The 14900-nt window shown below is 39.3% G+C and carries 15 protein-coding genes and 1 riboswitch; of the genes, 2 read left to right on the top strand and 13 right to left on the bottom strand.

What is annotated here, in order from left to right:
- Window positions 1-214 precede the first annotated feature (214 nt).
- The 5 genes from J2S17_RS18110 to J2S17_RS18130 form a co-directional block, all read right to left on the bottom strand.
- On the bottom strand, window positions 215-844 hold the full coding sequence (locus J2S17_RS18110) for a LysE family translocator (protein WP_307477178.1): 630 nt from the start codon (window positions 842-844) through the stop codon (window positions 215-217).
- Window positions 845-916: 72 nt separating this feature from the next.
- Window positions 917-1486: a nitroreductase family protein gene (locus tag J2S17_RS18115; RefSeq protein ID WP_307477179.1), complete on the bottom strand. Its 570-nt coding sequence runs from the start codon at window positions 1484-1486 to the stop codon at window positions 917-919.
- A gap of 102 nt (window positions 1487-1588) precedes the next feature.
- On the bottom strand, window positions 1589-2065 hold the full coding sequence (locus tag J2S17_RS18120; protein WP_307477180.1) for a methylated-DNA--[protein]-cysteine S-methyltransferase: 477 nt from the start codon (window positions 2063-2065) through the stop codon (window positions 1589-1591).
- Window positions 2040-2975 (bottom strand): DNA-3-methyladenine glycosylase family protein, encoded by a 936-nt coding sequence (locus J2S17_RS18125; protein WP_307477181.1) that lies wholly within the window; start codon window positions 2973-2975, stop codon window positions 2040-2042. The genes J2S17_RS18120 and J2S17_RS18125 overlap by 26 nt, the downstream gene beginning before the upstream one ends.
- A complete protein-coding gene (locus J2S17_RS18130; RefSeq protein ID WP_307477182.1) occupies window positions 2972-3544 on the bottom strand; it encodes a bifunctional transcriptional activator/DNA repair enzyme AdaA in 573 nt (190 codons plus the stop codon). The genes J2S17_RS18125 and J2S17_RS18130 overlap by 4 nt, the downstream gene beginning before the upstream one ends.
- Before the next feature lie 240 nt (window positions 3545-3784).
- Between J2S17_RS18130 and J2S17_RS18135 the strand changes: the two genes are divergently transcribed.
- Window positions 3785-4993, top strand: a complete 1209-nt coding sequence (locus J2S17_RS18135; protein ID WP_307477183.1) for an iron-containing alcohol dehydrogenase family protein — start codon at window positions 3785-3787, stop codon at window positions 4991-4993.
- A gap of 151 nt (window positions 4994-5144) precedes the next feature.
- Here J2S17_RS18135 and J2S17_RS18140 read toward each other — a convergent pair whose 3' ends face one another.
- The 7 genes from J2S17_RS18140 to J2S17_RS18170 all read right to left on the bottom strand — a co-directional run bounded on the left by J2S17_RS18140 (window position 5145) and on the right by J2S17_RS18170 (window position 12402).
- Entirely contained in the window at window positions 5145-5309 is a 165-nt protein-coding gene (locus J2S17_RS18140) for a hypothetical protein (RefSeq protein ID WP_307477184.1), read from the bottom strand.
- Window positions 5310-5710: 401 nt separating this feature from the next.
- Entirely contained in the window at window positions 5711-6448 is a 738-nt protein-coding gene (locus J2S17_RS18145; protein WP_307477185.1) for an amino acid ABC transporter ATP-binding protein, read from the bottom strand.
- Between the two features lie 21 nt (window positions 6449-6469).
- Window positions 6470-7231 (bottom strand): amino acid ABC transporter permease, encoded by a 762-nt coding sequence (locus J2S17_RS18150; protein WP_307477186.1) that lies wholly within the window; start codon window positions 7229-7231, stop codon window positions 6470-6472.
- Window positions 7232-7291: 60 nt separating this feature from the next.
- On the bottom strand, window positions 7292-8134 hold the full coding sequence (locus tag J2S17_RS18155; protein ID WP_307477187.1) for a transporter substrate-binding domain-containing protein: 843 nt from the start codon (window positions 8132-8134) through the stop codon (window positions 7292-7294).
- Between the two features lie 129 nt (window positions 8135-8263).
- Window positions 8264-8448: riboswitch (Lysine riboswitch) on the bottom strand.
- Between the two features lie 131 nt (window positions 8449-8579).
- Window positions 8580-9902: a CitMHS family transporter gene (locus J2S17_RS18160; protein WP_307477188.1), complete on the bottom strand. Its 1323-nt coding sequence runs from the start codon at window positions 9900-9902 to the stop codon at window positions 8580-8582.
- Between the two features lie 146 nt (window positions 9903-10048).
- Window positions 10049-10768, bottom strand: a complete 720-nt coding sequence (locus J2S17_RS18165; protein ID WP_307477189.1) for a response regulator — start codon at window positions 10766-10768, stop codon at window positions 10049-10051.
- Window positions 10769-10770: 2 nt separating this feature from the next.
- Complete coding sequence (locus tag J2S17_RS18170; RefSeq protein WP_307477190.1) at window positions 10771-12402, bottom strand: ATP-binding protein; 1632 nt, start codon at window positions 12400-12402, stop codon at window positions 10771-10773.
- Window positions 12403-12610: 208 nt separating this feature from the next.
- Here J2S17_RS18170 and J2S17_RS18175 point away from each other — a divergent pair, with 208 nt between their 5' ends.
- Window positions 12611-13507 (top strand): PhzF family phenazine biosynthesis protein, encoded by an 897-nt coding sequence (locus J2S17_RS18175; protein WP_307477191.1) that lies wholly within the window; start codon window positions 12611-12613, stop codon window positions 13505-13507.
- Here J2S17_RS18175 and J2S17_RS18180 read toward each other — a convergent pair.
- Window positions 13502-14362 carry a LysR family transcriptional regulator gene (locus J2S17_RS18180; protein ID WP_307477192.1) on the bottom strand — a complete coding sequence of 287 codons (861 nt, stop codon included), beginning with the start codon at window positions 14360-14362 and terminating at the stop codon, window positions 13502-13504. The two genes, J2S17_RS18175 and J2S17_RS18180, sit on opposite strands and share 6 nt — an antisense overlap.
- Window positions 14363-14900: the final 538 nt, after the last annotated feature.

Raw genomic sequence — 14900 nt, forward strand, 5'->3', positions numbered from 1 at the left:
ACTAGTCAGTATAAAACACAAAATGGAGCATATTAGAGGATGGAGCAACTGTGAATGCATTGGGTTCAGCGCGTCCCGTGCCACCTCTCTCAAATGGAACGGACTAATGAAGTCTAACGGCAAGCTATAAATAATCACTAGCAGCCCTGATAGCTAGGAAATTTTTGAAGGCACTTGAGCTAAAAAATGATAGGAACAGTTTATATGATTAGTCTTATGGTGTTTTTGTTTGAATAAGCTTGACTCCTAATCCGATGAAAATGATTCCAGTAACCTTATTTAAAATATATTCTACTTTCGGATTGTTTCTAAGTTTTTTCGTTGCAAGTGATGAGAAAACGGCAACTAATAGACACCAAGTGGTCCCAGTCAGCACAAAAGTAAGACCCAACAAAATAAACGGTACTGGACCGTAGCCGTTATCTAGTGAAATAAACTGCGGCAGAAAGGAAATGTAAAACAATGCTACCTTTGGATTTGTTACATTTGTGATGAGCCCTTGCAAATATATTTTTTTCAAAGACAAAAACTGTGTATCCATCTGTTCTAAATTACTCTTCTTTTGTATCAGCATGCGCACACCCAGATAGATTAAATAGGCAGCGCCAATTAATTTAACTGTTGTAAATAAGGCAACTGAAGTTGTAAGAATGAGGGATAAACCCATCGCAGCAAGAAATGTATGTATGAGAGAACCACTTGAAATTCCAAGTACCGAATATATTCCTGCTTTTTTCCCTTGAGAAATACTCCTGCTGACAATATACATCGTATCTGTTCCAGGGGTCATGTTCATTAATAATGACGTCAGTACAAATAGCCAAAAGCTAGTAATTCCAAACATCTCATCCACCACCCTGGTTCAATATTGGTTTAAAGAAAAGAGCTAATCATTTTAAATCAGCTCTTCTCCCACTTATTCACTTATAATTTTTAACTTATCCATAATCGATGTACGTGATTTTGCTTCAGGTACATGTTCCGCATAACCAATCATTAGCGTAGCTATTACTTTTTCACCCGGCTTCACACCGATGGCATCACGAAATACTGGATTGTAAATCCAATCATTTGTACGCCATATCATCCCAATTCCACGCGCCCATGCAGCAAGCTGGAAATTTTGAATGAGGGCACTAACTGCTCCATAATCTTCATCCCAAGTTTTCTGACGCGGATCCTCTGGCATCACTACAACTAGATGCAAAGGAATGGAGCGGAAATATTCTGATTTCTTCTCTGCTTTATCAGGTATGCTTCCATCCTTCAATGCTTGTGATTGGCTATATGCTTGGATGAATTTCTCCTTACCATCTCCACTATATAGTAAAAAGCGCCATGGCTCTGTCAACTTATGATTAGGTGCCCATTTGGCTACCTCCAACAGTTCAACAATTTCATCTACACTGACAGGATCGGGCTTAAACTTTTTAATTGAACGACGACTTTTGATTAGTTCATCAATACTGTTTGAATCAAATCCCATTGCAATCATCCTTTATCGTACATTTTTATAATGGTCTCACTGACTCTCTTGAGGTTCATTACGGCTATATTATACTATGAAAAAAGAATAGGTGCTTCCTTTTTACCCTTTAAATTTACCTTCATGGGCCAACAGCCACTTCTTTCTATCCAAGCCACCTGCATAGCCTGTTAACGTACCATTCGTGCCAATAATACGGTGACAAGGTATGATGATAGTTAATTTATTTTTCCCGTTTGCACTGCCTACTGCCCTCACAGCCCTCTCATTGCTAATGGCTGTTGCAATATCTTTATATGATCCTGTTTGTCCATAAGGAATTTCTGTTAATGCTTGCCACACGGATTGTTGAAATGCAGTGCCATTTAGTACATATGGCAATGAAAACTCCTGACGTTCCCCTTTAAAATATTCATCAAGCTGCTGAATACAATCTTTCATCACCTGTGGTGCATCTTCTGTCAATTGATTTTCTACGATTTCTCGGTCCGTAAAAAGAATGGAACAGATTGCTTCTTCTGACCCTTCAATTTCCAACATACCCACCGGGGATTTATAATCTGCTTTTATTAGACTCATCGTATAAAGACCTCCATAAATAAAAGGTGGCATATCCTCTCCACCCTATCCAATCTTTTGATCTATCTTTAATTTCCTCTATTGCTGGTTTGCGGTCAAGCCCTAATTGTTTTTGCATAGCAAGATGAAGCCCTACATCTGCAATAGGAAAGGCGTCTTGATGGCGGAAGCATTTCATCAACACATAATCTGCTGTCCAATCGCCTATTCCCCTTAAGCTGGTTAAGCCGCGATGAATCTTCTCAATAGACTCCATCTGTATCAGCTTATTCTTAGATAAAGAACCTGACCTCATTGAGTGGGCGATTCCAATTATATATTCCGCCTTCCTGGTAGTAAACTGCAGCTTTCTTAAATGCTCTACACTAAGGTCGGCGATCGTTTCATATTCAGGGAAAAGCCAAAAGCTCTGTCCATCATAATCAACATGCTCTCCATATTCCTGAACAAATCTCTGTTTTAAAGTGTAAGCAAATTTCAAATTGATTTGCTGACCCATTATGGCCCAAGTAATAGCCTCAAATAGATCAGGGATGCCCACCACTCGCAAACCGGCATATTCCTCTGCGACTTTCTTTAACATTTTATCCTTTGAAGCCGTTTCATAAAAAGCCCTAAGATTTTTATCTAAATCAAACCACTCTTTTACGTACTTTATTGCTGTGGCTTGTGCGTCTTTTGAAGGAGTCTTTATTGGGAATTCAATTTGTAGAGATGTACCCGTACTTCCTATTTTAAGTAAGACTAATTCCTGCCCAATTTTTATCAGTTTATATAAATAGCCCTGCCTCGTTTGATGAAGCAGTTCTTGATCCGATCGTTCTAAAAATATTAAACACTCAGTGAAGCTGAATTCCAAAGGAACGGCTAATTCGATCACTGTGCCACCATCCTTACCATATCTGTTCATTCCAATACTCCATTCTTGTTTTGCCTGCGGAATTCACTTGGAGAGCAATTCTTTAAGCTCCGGAACACCTTATAAAAATTAGATGGACTTTGAAATCCCACGTCATAGCAAATCTCCAGATTGGTCCTTTCTGTGGTTATAAGGAGCTGAATGGCTTTATTCACTCTTATTCTTTCTAAATAGGATCGCGGTGTTTCTTTCGTTTCTTTTTTGAAGAGACGGTCAAGATAATGAGGGCTTACACCTACGTGATCAGCCATATCCTGCAAGATAAGCTTTTGCTTATAATGGTTAATCAAAAATGCTTTTACACTTTTGACAAGACTGACATTAGGAGAATGTTCTACCTCAGGCTGGCACCTCTTACATGGCCGGTAGCCTCGTTGTTCCGCTTCATTCATTTCAAAATAGAATTCTACATTAACCTTCTTTGGTTTTCGCGATCGGCACGATGGTCTGCAAAATATTTTAGTCGTTTTCACTGCAGTGAAAAACAACCCATCATATGAACGGTCGCAAGCAATGATTCTATCCCACATTTCATCAAATGAAAGGTTTACATCAGCCATTATTCTCAGGTCCTCTCTACTCACATTATTTCACATGCTTACCAACCATTTTATCAATATCACCGTTTTTCATTCGTCCTTTTTCTTGTTGTTATGGTCTGGCACTTTATCTATCTTAAATAATCATAGATTACATTCATATTAATTTTTAAAAAGTTTTTTGAAAAGGAAGGATACTCCCATGTAAGCGTTTAACTTTAGAAGTGTACGAAAAATTTTAATAAAGGGGAGTGGTATGTAATGTCATTAATCAATACGCCATTTAGTTTAAAGCTTGATACAGATTTGAAATTTGGCTTTCAAATTGTTCAGCAAGAGCTGGCAAACAGTATTAAGAAGGCAGGAAAGAAGAAAGCTTTTATTATTACTGATAAGGGATTAATTGATTCAGGAGTAGTGGAAAATGTTACATCTTCTTTGGATGAGGCTGGCATTGATTACGCTGTATTTTCTGACGTGCTTCCGAATCCGCCAGCTAATTCAGTCATGACAGGCGTTGAAAGCTTTAAGCATGAGCAGGCTGATATGATTGTTGCTCTTGGCGGCGGCAGTGCGATGGATTATGCAAAAGCACTGGCAGTAGCGGCAACACATCCTGGCTTTGTACTAAGTTATAGTCTAGGTGGTAAACCAATTGAAGATATCCTCCCACTCCTATTTGCGATACCAACAACTATTGGTACGGGATCAGAAGTGACGATTGCAAGCGTTATAACCGATACAGATGCAGGAAGAAAACTTGTGCTTGCTTCACCTTATCTCATTCCAAAAAGCGTATTTGTAGATCCATCTCTTACTCTTGGGCTTCCTAGACAGCATGTAGCAGCCACTGGTTCGGATGCTTTCGTTCATGCGGTTGAATCCTATGTATCATTACCTGCCAATCCATTTACCGATGCACTTGCCCTTCAAGCGATTCGCATGATTTGGGATAATCTCCCACAAACTTATGGACATGATGGAAATCTTGAAGCACGTGCACAAGTACATTTGGCAAGCACATTTGCTGGCATGTCATTCAGCCTAGGCGGCCTAGGACTCGTCCATTCTCTCTCTCATCCGATGTCAGCACGCTATAACGTTCCTCATGGTTTAGCTAACGCGATTCTTTTACCTCACATCATTGAACATAATCTCTCTGCCACACCTCAAAGATATGCAGACATTGCAAGAATGCTTGATCCTGAACTACATTTTGAAAGCGTCAATCAAGCTGCTAAAGCGCTTATCCCGCTTGTCCAAGAATTCCTGCAATCTATCGATATTCCTGATTCATTTGGCTATTTGGATAGAGGTTTCTCTGAAGAGCAAATTGAACAGCTTGCTGAAGATGCCATGAATGATCATGGCACGGTGCACAACAACCCTAAAAAAGCCGTAAAAGAGGATATTGTAAAGATTTATCAAAAGGTTTTGCCTGCCATGAAGACTGCTAAGGTTTATAATTAATTTTAAGTATCTGTAGACTGTCGATGCGTTCGACAGTTTTTTTGTTTGTGGGGAAGATAGGGAATAAATTCTGATATATCGGCGACTCTTCTATTTTTTTCAGCGTTTTTTTTGTTTTATCGGCGATAATTTCATTTTATCAGCGTTTTCTTCACTTTATCGGCGTTCTCGCTTTTTCTTCTTCATATTGCCTCTGTTTTTTAGTAATCACACGATCCAATTGCCACCCCTTTTGATATATCGCCGATTTTCCCATTTTATCGGCGATTTTTTCAATATATCGGCGATAATTTCGTTTTATCAGCGTTTTCTTCACTTTATCGGCGACTTCGCTTTATCTTCTTATATTGCCTCTGTTTTTTAGTAATCACACGATCCAATTGCCATCCTTTTTGAGATATCGCCGATTTTCCTATTTTATCGGCGATTTTTTCAATATATCGGCGATAATTTCGTTTTATCAGCGATTTCTTCACTTTATCGGCGTTTTCGCTTTTTCTTCTTATATTGCCTCTGTTATTTAGTAATCACACGATCCAATTGCCATCCTTTTTGATATATCGCCGATTTTCCTATTTTATCGGCGATTTTTTCAATATATCGGCGATAATTTCGTTTTATCAGCGATTTCTTCACTTTATCGGCGTTTTCGCTGTTTCACCACAGAACCCTAAATAATCAAAAAAAGCTAACAGCCCAGCTGATAGCTTCCTTCAATTATTGCTTTAATGTTCTCTTCAAGAATTCCTTCGTCCGTTCTTGGGTTGGCTCGTTGAATATCCGCTCCGGTGGACCTTCTTCTGCAATAACACCTTTATCCATGAAGACTACACGATCGGATACTTCTTTGGCAAATTCCATTTCGTGTGTGACGATCATCATCGTGAGCCCTGTTCCAGCAAGCTCCTTCATGACTCTTAGTACTTCGCCTACCATTTCTGGATCAAGTGCAGAAGTCGGTTCATCGAATAGCATGACATCAGGCTCCATAGAAAGGGCTCTGGCAATGGCAACCCGTTGCTTCTGTCCCCCGGAAAGCTGTCTTGGCTTCGCATTTACGAATGAGTCCATACCGACAACTTTCAAATATTTTAAAGCGATTTTTTCGGCTTCTTCCTTTGAACGCTTTAAGACTTTCATTTGTCCAACTACACAATTTCCCAGCACATTATGATTATTGAATAAATTAAATTGCTGAAAAACCATTCCTAGGTTTCGGCGGTATTGATGAACATCATGCTTATTATCTAGTATATTTTCTCCGTTAAAAATGATTTTACCGCCGCTGGGCTTTTCCAATAAATTGACACAACGGAGTAGCGTCGATTTACCTGAGCCAGAGGAACCGATGATCGTTACAACTTCCCCTTTATCCACTGAAAAATTAATATCCTTTAATACTTCATGGCTGCCAAAGGATTTACTTAAACCTTGAATATCAATTACTGCTTCCATTCATATTCCCTCCATTCACAGCTACATCCCTTGAGTTTTCCGTTTAATGTCTTCTGCTGTATCCATTGGATTGGCCGCAATTACATAGTTATCAGGACCATCTAATCTTCTTTCAACATAACGTAAGATAAGCGTGATCGTGTATGTCATGATAAAGTAGAGGATACACACGACGAAGAAGGCTTCAAAATATCGATAGTTATTTCCGGCAATCGTTTTGGTGACGAAGAATAATTCCGAGATAGAGATGACACTTAATACTGCTGTATCTTTGATATTGATAATAAACTGATTGCCTGTTGCCGGCAGGATATTGCGGATGACTTGTGGTAAAACCACATTCATCATTGTTTGAATATGATTCATGCCTATGGCCTGTGAAGCTTCGTATTGACCCTTATCCACTGAAATTATCCCACCGCGAACAATTTCCGCCATATAGGCACCTGTGTTAATCGATACAATCACAACACCTGCAATAATCGGATTCATATGATATCCAAAGGCTAATGCCGCACCATAAAAAATAACCATTGCTTGCACAATCATCGGCGTGCCGCGGAAAAATTCAATATATATCGATAGAACAATATTAATTAATTTTAGACCTATCTTTTTTAATCCGCGCTCTGGAGTAGGAATGGTTCGAACGATACCTGCCAGTAAACCAATGAGTCCTCCTAAAACTGTACCTATCAAGGCGATGAGAAGAGTCACTCCCGCTCCTCGCAAGAACATTGGCCAATATTGTTCAACGATCCTAAAGATCCATTCTAAGGTCATTGTTATTCCTCCTTAAACAATAAAGCCGACTACATAGACATGCAGCCGGCTCATCGATTATTACTCTGCTGCTGGCTGATTCTCAATGGCAGCATCCATAATTTCGATTCGCTCTTCTTCTGAGATACCTGCTAAAATTTCATTTATTTTCTCTGTCAAATCGCTATCTTTTTTCAGGCCGACAGCAATCGCTGTATCATCTTCGGATGTTTCAAATCCTTTTGTGAATTCTACCATTGTAAAGTTTTCATTGGCAGCTGAAGCACTGACACCTTCAGGGCGTTCTGACACATAGCCATCAATGATGCCTGATTCTAATGCCACACGCATAGCTGGGAAGCTATCCATTGCTGGTTGTTGCGATACTCCGTCGATCTGCTCAATCACTGAATAGTGGAAGGTATTTAATTGTGCCGTCACTTTTGCTCCATTGAAATCTTGAATGGAAGTGGCATTTTCAAAGTCTCCACCTTTTTTAACTACCATGACCAAGTCAGATTTGTAATAGTTGTCTGAGAAATCGATTGATTCTTTACGTTCTGCTGTTGGTGACATTCCCGCAACAATGGCATCAATTTTATCAGAGTTTAATGATGGTACAAGACCGTCCCACTCTGTTTTGACAATAACTAATTCTTTGCCTAGCCCCTCAGCAATTTTCTTCGCGATCTCTACATCGTATCCGCCGGCGAATTCTGCATTTCCGTCAATCTTCACTCCTGCGTTTGCATCATCCATTTGAGTCCAGTTAAATGGTGCATACCCTGCTTCAAGACCTATTCTAAATTGATCACTTTCACCGGATGAGTCTCCTGACCCGGCTGAATCGCTTGTCCCGCATGCAGCTAAAAATAAACTGGATGCCAATGTAACTACTGCAAACATCGATAATCCTTTTTTCATATGATTTTCCCCCTAGTATTCTTCTTATTTATAAGATTATTCAAAATAAATAAAATTATACAAAAAAGACCTGAGATGAACTCAGGTCTATTACTTATAAGTTAGCCTAAATCCTCTACTTCTTCCCATGCTTGAGATAGTTCCCCTCAATAAACCGGGCAGTTTATTGAGACAGTCCTGCAGTTCTTAACTGCAGACCCAATATGCAATAGATAAGGAATATTACATATTTCGGCGACATTTCCTTCTCCTTAGCATCATCACTCCTTAAAGCTCCACTAAAGACTATTAAATACCGCGCCTCTACCTCACCAGAAAAAGTGAGGTTCTATTCAGTTATACCTATAAGGCTACAATACTATGAATCAATCTGTCAATATAGAATGCAAACGTTTTAGTTCAATCTTCTTATATCCAAGAAGAATACAGGGATTATTCTAACTTGTTAAATAACACCAATTAACACAGCAGTAAGAACGAGAACAATACTAAGTCCCCACATCCAGAAAAGCGAATACCGCAAATGGCGGCCCATTTCCAAACCAGCCAATCCGAGTGCCAGCCAAACAGCAGGTGCTAAAGGACTGACAAAAGTACCAACGATGTTACCTATGATCATCGCATAAGCAGTCGATAGAGAAGCGACGCCATATGAAGCAGCAATTTGATCAACAACTGGCATCAATGCAAAGTAATAAGCATCTGTGCTCAATACTAAGTCAAATGGTACACCGAGAAGCCCAACTATAATATGAATAAATGGCCCAATTGCAGCAGGTAAAACAGCGACAACATCGTTCGCGATTGCGTTCAGCATTCCTGTTCCATTAAGCACACCTAGAAACAAACCAGCAGCTACAATGATGGTTGCCATTGTAAGTGCACTTGGTGCATGAGCACGTATTCTTTCCATCTGATCTTTCACTTGTCTGAAGTTAATTGGCAATGCGATGCTTACACCAATCATAAACGCTAAACCAGCAGGAATAACACCAGAAATAAGCACACCAAGAACGAGTAATGCCAGGATACCATTCACCCATATCAACTTAGGACGAGCGAGTGGGTTTTCTTTCTCCACTTCATTTACTGTTACTGATTCTTCTTCTACTTCTAGTGCAGCTGCAGCTTCAAGAGATCCGTATGTTCTAATGATTCTGCGCTTTTCTCTCATTCCTAAAAATACCGCTAAAACCAGCATTAATACTAGGCCAATGATTTGAATAGGAATAAGAGGCTTCCATAATTCTGTTACATCCATTTCTAGAACGGAAGCTGTTCTGCCAAGAGGCCCGGCCCAAGGAATCATATTCATTATGCTCGCACTTCCGGCAATCAGTAATAAGAGCAAATAAGGGTTCATTTTTAAACGCTTATATAGTGGCAACAGTGCTGGGATAGTCAATAAGAAGGTGGATGCACCAGATCCATCTAGATGAGCAATAGCGGCAATAATGACCGTACCTACAGTAACAGTAATAATATTACCATGTGACATAGCTACCATTTTGTTAATGATAGGATCAAATAAACCAACATCTTGCATAATACCAAAAAATATAATGGCAAAAATAAACATAATGGCTACACTTATAACCGAACTAACACCGCTTTCAAAGAAACCGCCAATTTCTGATATCCCGTAGCCTGCAAGAAGTGCACCAGCAATTGGAGGCAGTACCATAGCGACAATAGGAGTCACCTTACCGCTGATTAGCAGAATGACAATGACAAGAATAGTTATGAAACCAATCAAGCTCAAACTCATATATATTTCCCCTTCCGGATTTTCCACACTTTAATGAATGCGTTTTCAATTAAGTGTAAAATATTATTTTTTAGACTAGTATGAAAATATCACGGACAAAGAAAGGGTTAAATATTGTGAGCATAAAAACAATAAATTTCATTTGATTAATAATGTTCATAAGCTTCACAACGAACATATTTACGTTGCGGTCTTCCGACGGTTCCATAAATAAGCTTGGTTTCAACTTTTTTCAGGGAAACCAAATATTCTAAATATCTTCTTGCTGTTGAGCGGCTGATTCCTAGATCAGAACTTACTTCGATCGCAGTTGTTCCGTCTCTTCCAATCTTTGAGAATAAGTGAATGATTTTATCTAAGGTGATTGAATCAATCCCCTTTGGAAGCTCAGCCTCTGAACGGGATGTCACTTCTTTTATACTGCGATCGGTCATTAAACGATCAATATCTGACTGTTCCAGTTCATGTTTGGATTCCTCTGTGCTTCGGTATGCCTTATATTTTAATAGGGTCTTGCGAAAGCGCTCATCATCTACAGGCTTGACGATATAATCAAATATTCCGCCACGAAAAGCGGCATGAATAGATTTTGCTTCCTTCTCAGCGCTGACGATAATGATGTCTACTTGGTGATACGTTTGGCGAATGTCCCATAATAAATCCAGCCCTTCTACATCTGGAATAAAAATATCCAATAAAATGATATCTGGAATACACTCGCAGGCATCTAAATAACTCAAGGCCTCTTTCCCACTACTAGCTATTTTTTTTACGATAAAGCCATCAGTATTTTCAACATATTGGCGATTAATATCAGCCACTCTAAAATCATCCTCAATGATGAGTACAGAAAAGATTCCCTCCACAGCTATCCCCTTCCATCCTTTGGTATGATGATGATAAAACAAGCCCCTCCGAGCTCTCCATCCTCCAACATAATCTCGCCGCCCATTTTATTGACCATCAATCTTGTTAAAGCTAAACCAGTCCCGCGGCTGTAGCCTTTTTTCGTCGAGAAGCCTTGATCAAATATACGTTTAATGTTTTCTTCAGCCACTCCTGATCCAGAATCATTTACTTCAAAAATACAATCGTCGCCAATGTCAGTAAAAAAGATAGATACCCTCCGCTCTCCTTCATCCTTCACTTTAACTGACTCCAAGGCATTTTCAATCACATTCCCTAGCGCAGTTAAAATCGCATCCTGCTTCAAACTTGTAAACTGATGATCCATTCTGCTGTCCTTATGGATATCCATAGTAATGCCAAGTTCATTTGCTTGATTATACTTTCCTTGCAGTAAAGCTTGGATGAGCGGATCTGCCACCTTTTCAGTCAAAAAACTTAACCTGGTTTGTTGAAGATTGCTTTCTTTTTTTATAAACTGAATGGCATCATTTTTGCGGTCATATTGGACGAGTCCAAGGATGATATGCAGCTTATTAGAGAACTCATGCGTCAATGCTCTTTGTGCATTTGCATATTGTTTAATCCGCTTAAGCTCCTCTGTTACTTTTTCCAGCTCTGTTTTTTTCCGGAATGTAAAGACGACCCCAGTAAACAGGTTATTACTGAATATTGGCATACCATTAACCAATACCACATTCTCTCCAAAGACCATTTCGCGATTATTAAAGCGGTCCATCTCCTTCAAATGCTTAAAAATATCTAATGAAGGAATGACTGCATGAATAGGAGAGCGGATATAATTGTTTTGCTTATTAGCTTCTTCAGTAAACACAATATCCATAGCTGCTTTATTCATTGCCGTGATCTCACCTATGTCATCGACTGCAATAATGCCTTCATGAGTTGATTGCAATATAGCCTCCTTCTGAAAGTATAAATGAGAGATTTCTTCAGGCTCCATATCATGTAATAGCCGTTTAATATAATGTGTGATGAAGACAGCCCCTGATATCCCTAATAGAACGATGATACCTATAGTCATCCATAATGATTTACTTTGATCCTTTACCATCAATTGTACATTATCATTGAGAAAACCTACCGATACTACCCCTATGATGCTGCCATCTGAGATGATAGGAACCTTTCCGCGAATCGATAAACCGAGTGTGCCCTCTTGTACAGATACATAAGATTCTCCGTGCTGAAGTGCCCGAGTATTATCCCCCCCAACCATCTTCTCTCCGATGAAGCTTGGATTAGGATGGGCGTATCTAATGCCTTCCGTGTTCCCAACAACAATAAATTCTGCACCTGACTCTTTTTGGATTGGCTCCACGATTTCTTGAATGACTGAAGATGGATCATCCAATTCAAATGCATTTTTAATCTCAGGCATAAGAGCTACACTATGCGCTAAGCTAATGGCTCTTTTAGAAATTTGATCCTCCACCAAATCAGAAATAAAACGTTCTAAAAATACAACGAAAATGATGCAAACACCAATGATCAACAAGCTGATGAGCAAGATCATCTTTACCTTTAAGTTTATCTTTGGAAACTGGCCCTTACTTGGATGTTTTCTGCCCATATTATACAGACTCCTAAATATTAAATGATGAAAATACTCCCATTATAACATTAGCCTAATTAAGGAAAAACAAGATTAATAGATTTTTCCAATAAAATCAAGAATCATTAGTATTTCTAATTTAATTAATAAGAAAGATTCATTTTACTAATGCTATTTCTCGGAATATGATAAAGGCGTAAACCAAATCGTGAAAGGGGTTCGTAAAATGAAGAATATTCGAGTGTATTATGTTGATGCTTTTACATCCACAAAATTTGAAGGAAATACTGCAGGAGTCGTATTAGACGCAGAGCTTTTATCTCTCGGGGAAATGCAAAAAATCGCTAAGGAACTTAATTTGCCAGAGACCGTTTTCCTGCTTCCGTCCACTAGTGAGGATGCTGACTATAAAGTGAAATACTTCAGTCCTACCCATGAAGTCAATTTTTGTGGTCATGCAACAGTAGGTCTGGCTTGGATACTCTTATCTGAGCTTGGGCTGAAAGATCAATTAAACCCCCTTACATTTGAAACGAATATAGGAAATATTCCAGTCGCATGGGCAGAAGAAAATGGGCAACTTCAATCGGTAGAAATGACTCAAGTTAAACCTTCCATAAAAAGCATTGAAATCAACGTTAAAGAGATTAGCAGGCTGACAGGGGTAAAAGAGGAAAGTATTGATTACACTTATCCAATCAAGCTTGCGAATACAGGAAATTGGCATTTACTTATACCAGTTACTGATTTTGAAGCAATCAATGAAGCGGTTCCGAATCTAGCCGACTTAGCAAAATTCAATAAAGAATTAAATATCAGCACGACGCATCTATTTACCTTCCATACAGAAGATGGCCATGATCTCTATACAAGGGATTTTGCCCCTGCAATAGGCATTCCTGAGGACCCTGTAACAGGAGCTGCTAACGGAGCCTTGGCCGGTTATTTATTCTCTGAAGGAATCATTTCTCAAAGTGAAATAACAAGGATGAAAATCGCACAAGGCAACGCTATCGGACGGCCAGGCACTCTTTATGTAACAGTCATCCCAGAAGCTGATGGACCGATCATTAAAGTGGGAGGTTCAGCTATTATTAGCCTTAGAGGTTCTATTAGGTTATAAAGCTTCCTTCATCATTTCTATAAATTTCTTTACAGCAGGCGAAGCAAGTTTACGCGACTTCATCGCAAGACCGATTGTTCGATAAACATCTGTTTCAAGAGGTATTACCTTTACCTTATCAAGGTGAGAGGGTAATATCATTTCAGGAACGATTGACATCCCAAGCTCTTCTTTTACCATTGATAATATCGTGTGGTTATCTTTCACTTCGAATATTGTCAGCGGCTGGATCCCTGCCTGTTTTAGCTTATTTTTCAACAGTGCTTCACATCCATCTTTTGGCATGATAAATGGTTCATTTTGAATGGTACTTAAACTTAGTTTTTGTATTGAGCTCAATCGGTGTTGTTCAGGAACAATTGCTACTAACGCATCTCTTACTAATTCAATTGTTTCAAGGTCCTGGCAAGGCAGAGTCAAAAAGCCGATGTCTACAGCTCCTGAAATGACCCAATTTTTAATATCCTCGTATCCGCCTTCAAATAATTTGAATTGTATATTTGGGTACATCTTTTGAAAAGCATGCAAATGAGTTGGCAGAATCTTCTCCGAAAAGCTTGGGAAGCTGCCAATTTTTATTTTCCCGACTTGAATCCCTTGCATTAAAGTCGCTTCCTGCTGTAGTAACTCTGAGTGAAAAAGAATCGTTCTTATATGAGGAACCATGCGCTCTCCTGCATCAGTAAGAGAAATCCCGTTGCGATTACGGTTCAGCAATATAAGTCCCAGCTCTTTCTCAAGTGTTGAAATATTGTGGCTAACACCTGATTGAGACAGCCCCAACTTTTCACCTGTCTTTGTAAAACTGCCGCTTTCTACGACTTCAATAAATATTTCATATTGAAAAGTTGACATATCCTCACACCTCCGAACATACCGTTTATCACTATTGTATATCATTATTTAAATAGAAGCTGGGTAAAATTATATGGCTCTCTAAAAGTCTAATTTTGACCGCTAATGTCCAAATTCAAAATCCAAGGGTGCTGTTAAAACAACATTCAATTTTCTGCTTTTTGAGACCCTGCCGCAAACAGACACAGTGCAAGTTGTAGCATGACACTAGTTGGTTAATCTCATTACCCTGCCGACCGAGTGACAGACCAACCACCCACTAGTTGAATAAGCTAATTACCCCTCTAACCGAGTGACAGGTAAACAGGGCACTAGTTGATTAAACTAATTACCCCTCTGACCGAGTGACAGACAAACCGGGCACTAGTTGATTAAACTAGTTACCCCTCTGACCGAGTGACAGGCAAACCGGGCACTAGTTGATTAAACTAGTTACCCCTCTGACCGAGTGACAGGCAAACCGGGCACTAGTTGATTAAACTAGTTACCCCTATGACCGAGTGACAGGCAAACCGGGCACTAGTTGATTAAACTAGTT

The organism is Cytobacillus purgationiresistens, from assembly GCF_030813235.1.
GTDB lineage: Bacteria > Bacillota > Bacilli > Bacillales > Cytobacillaceae > Cytobacillus > Cytobacillus purgationiresistens.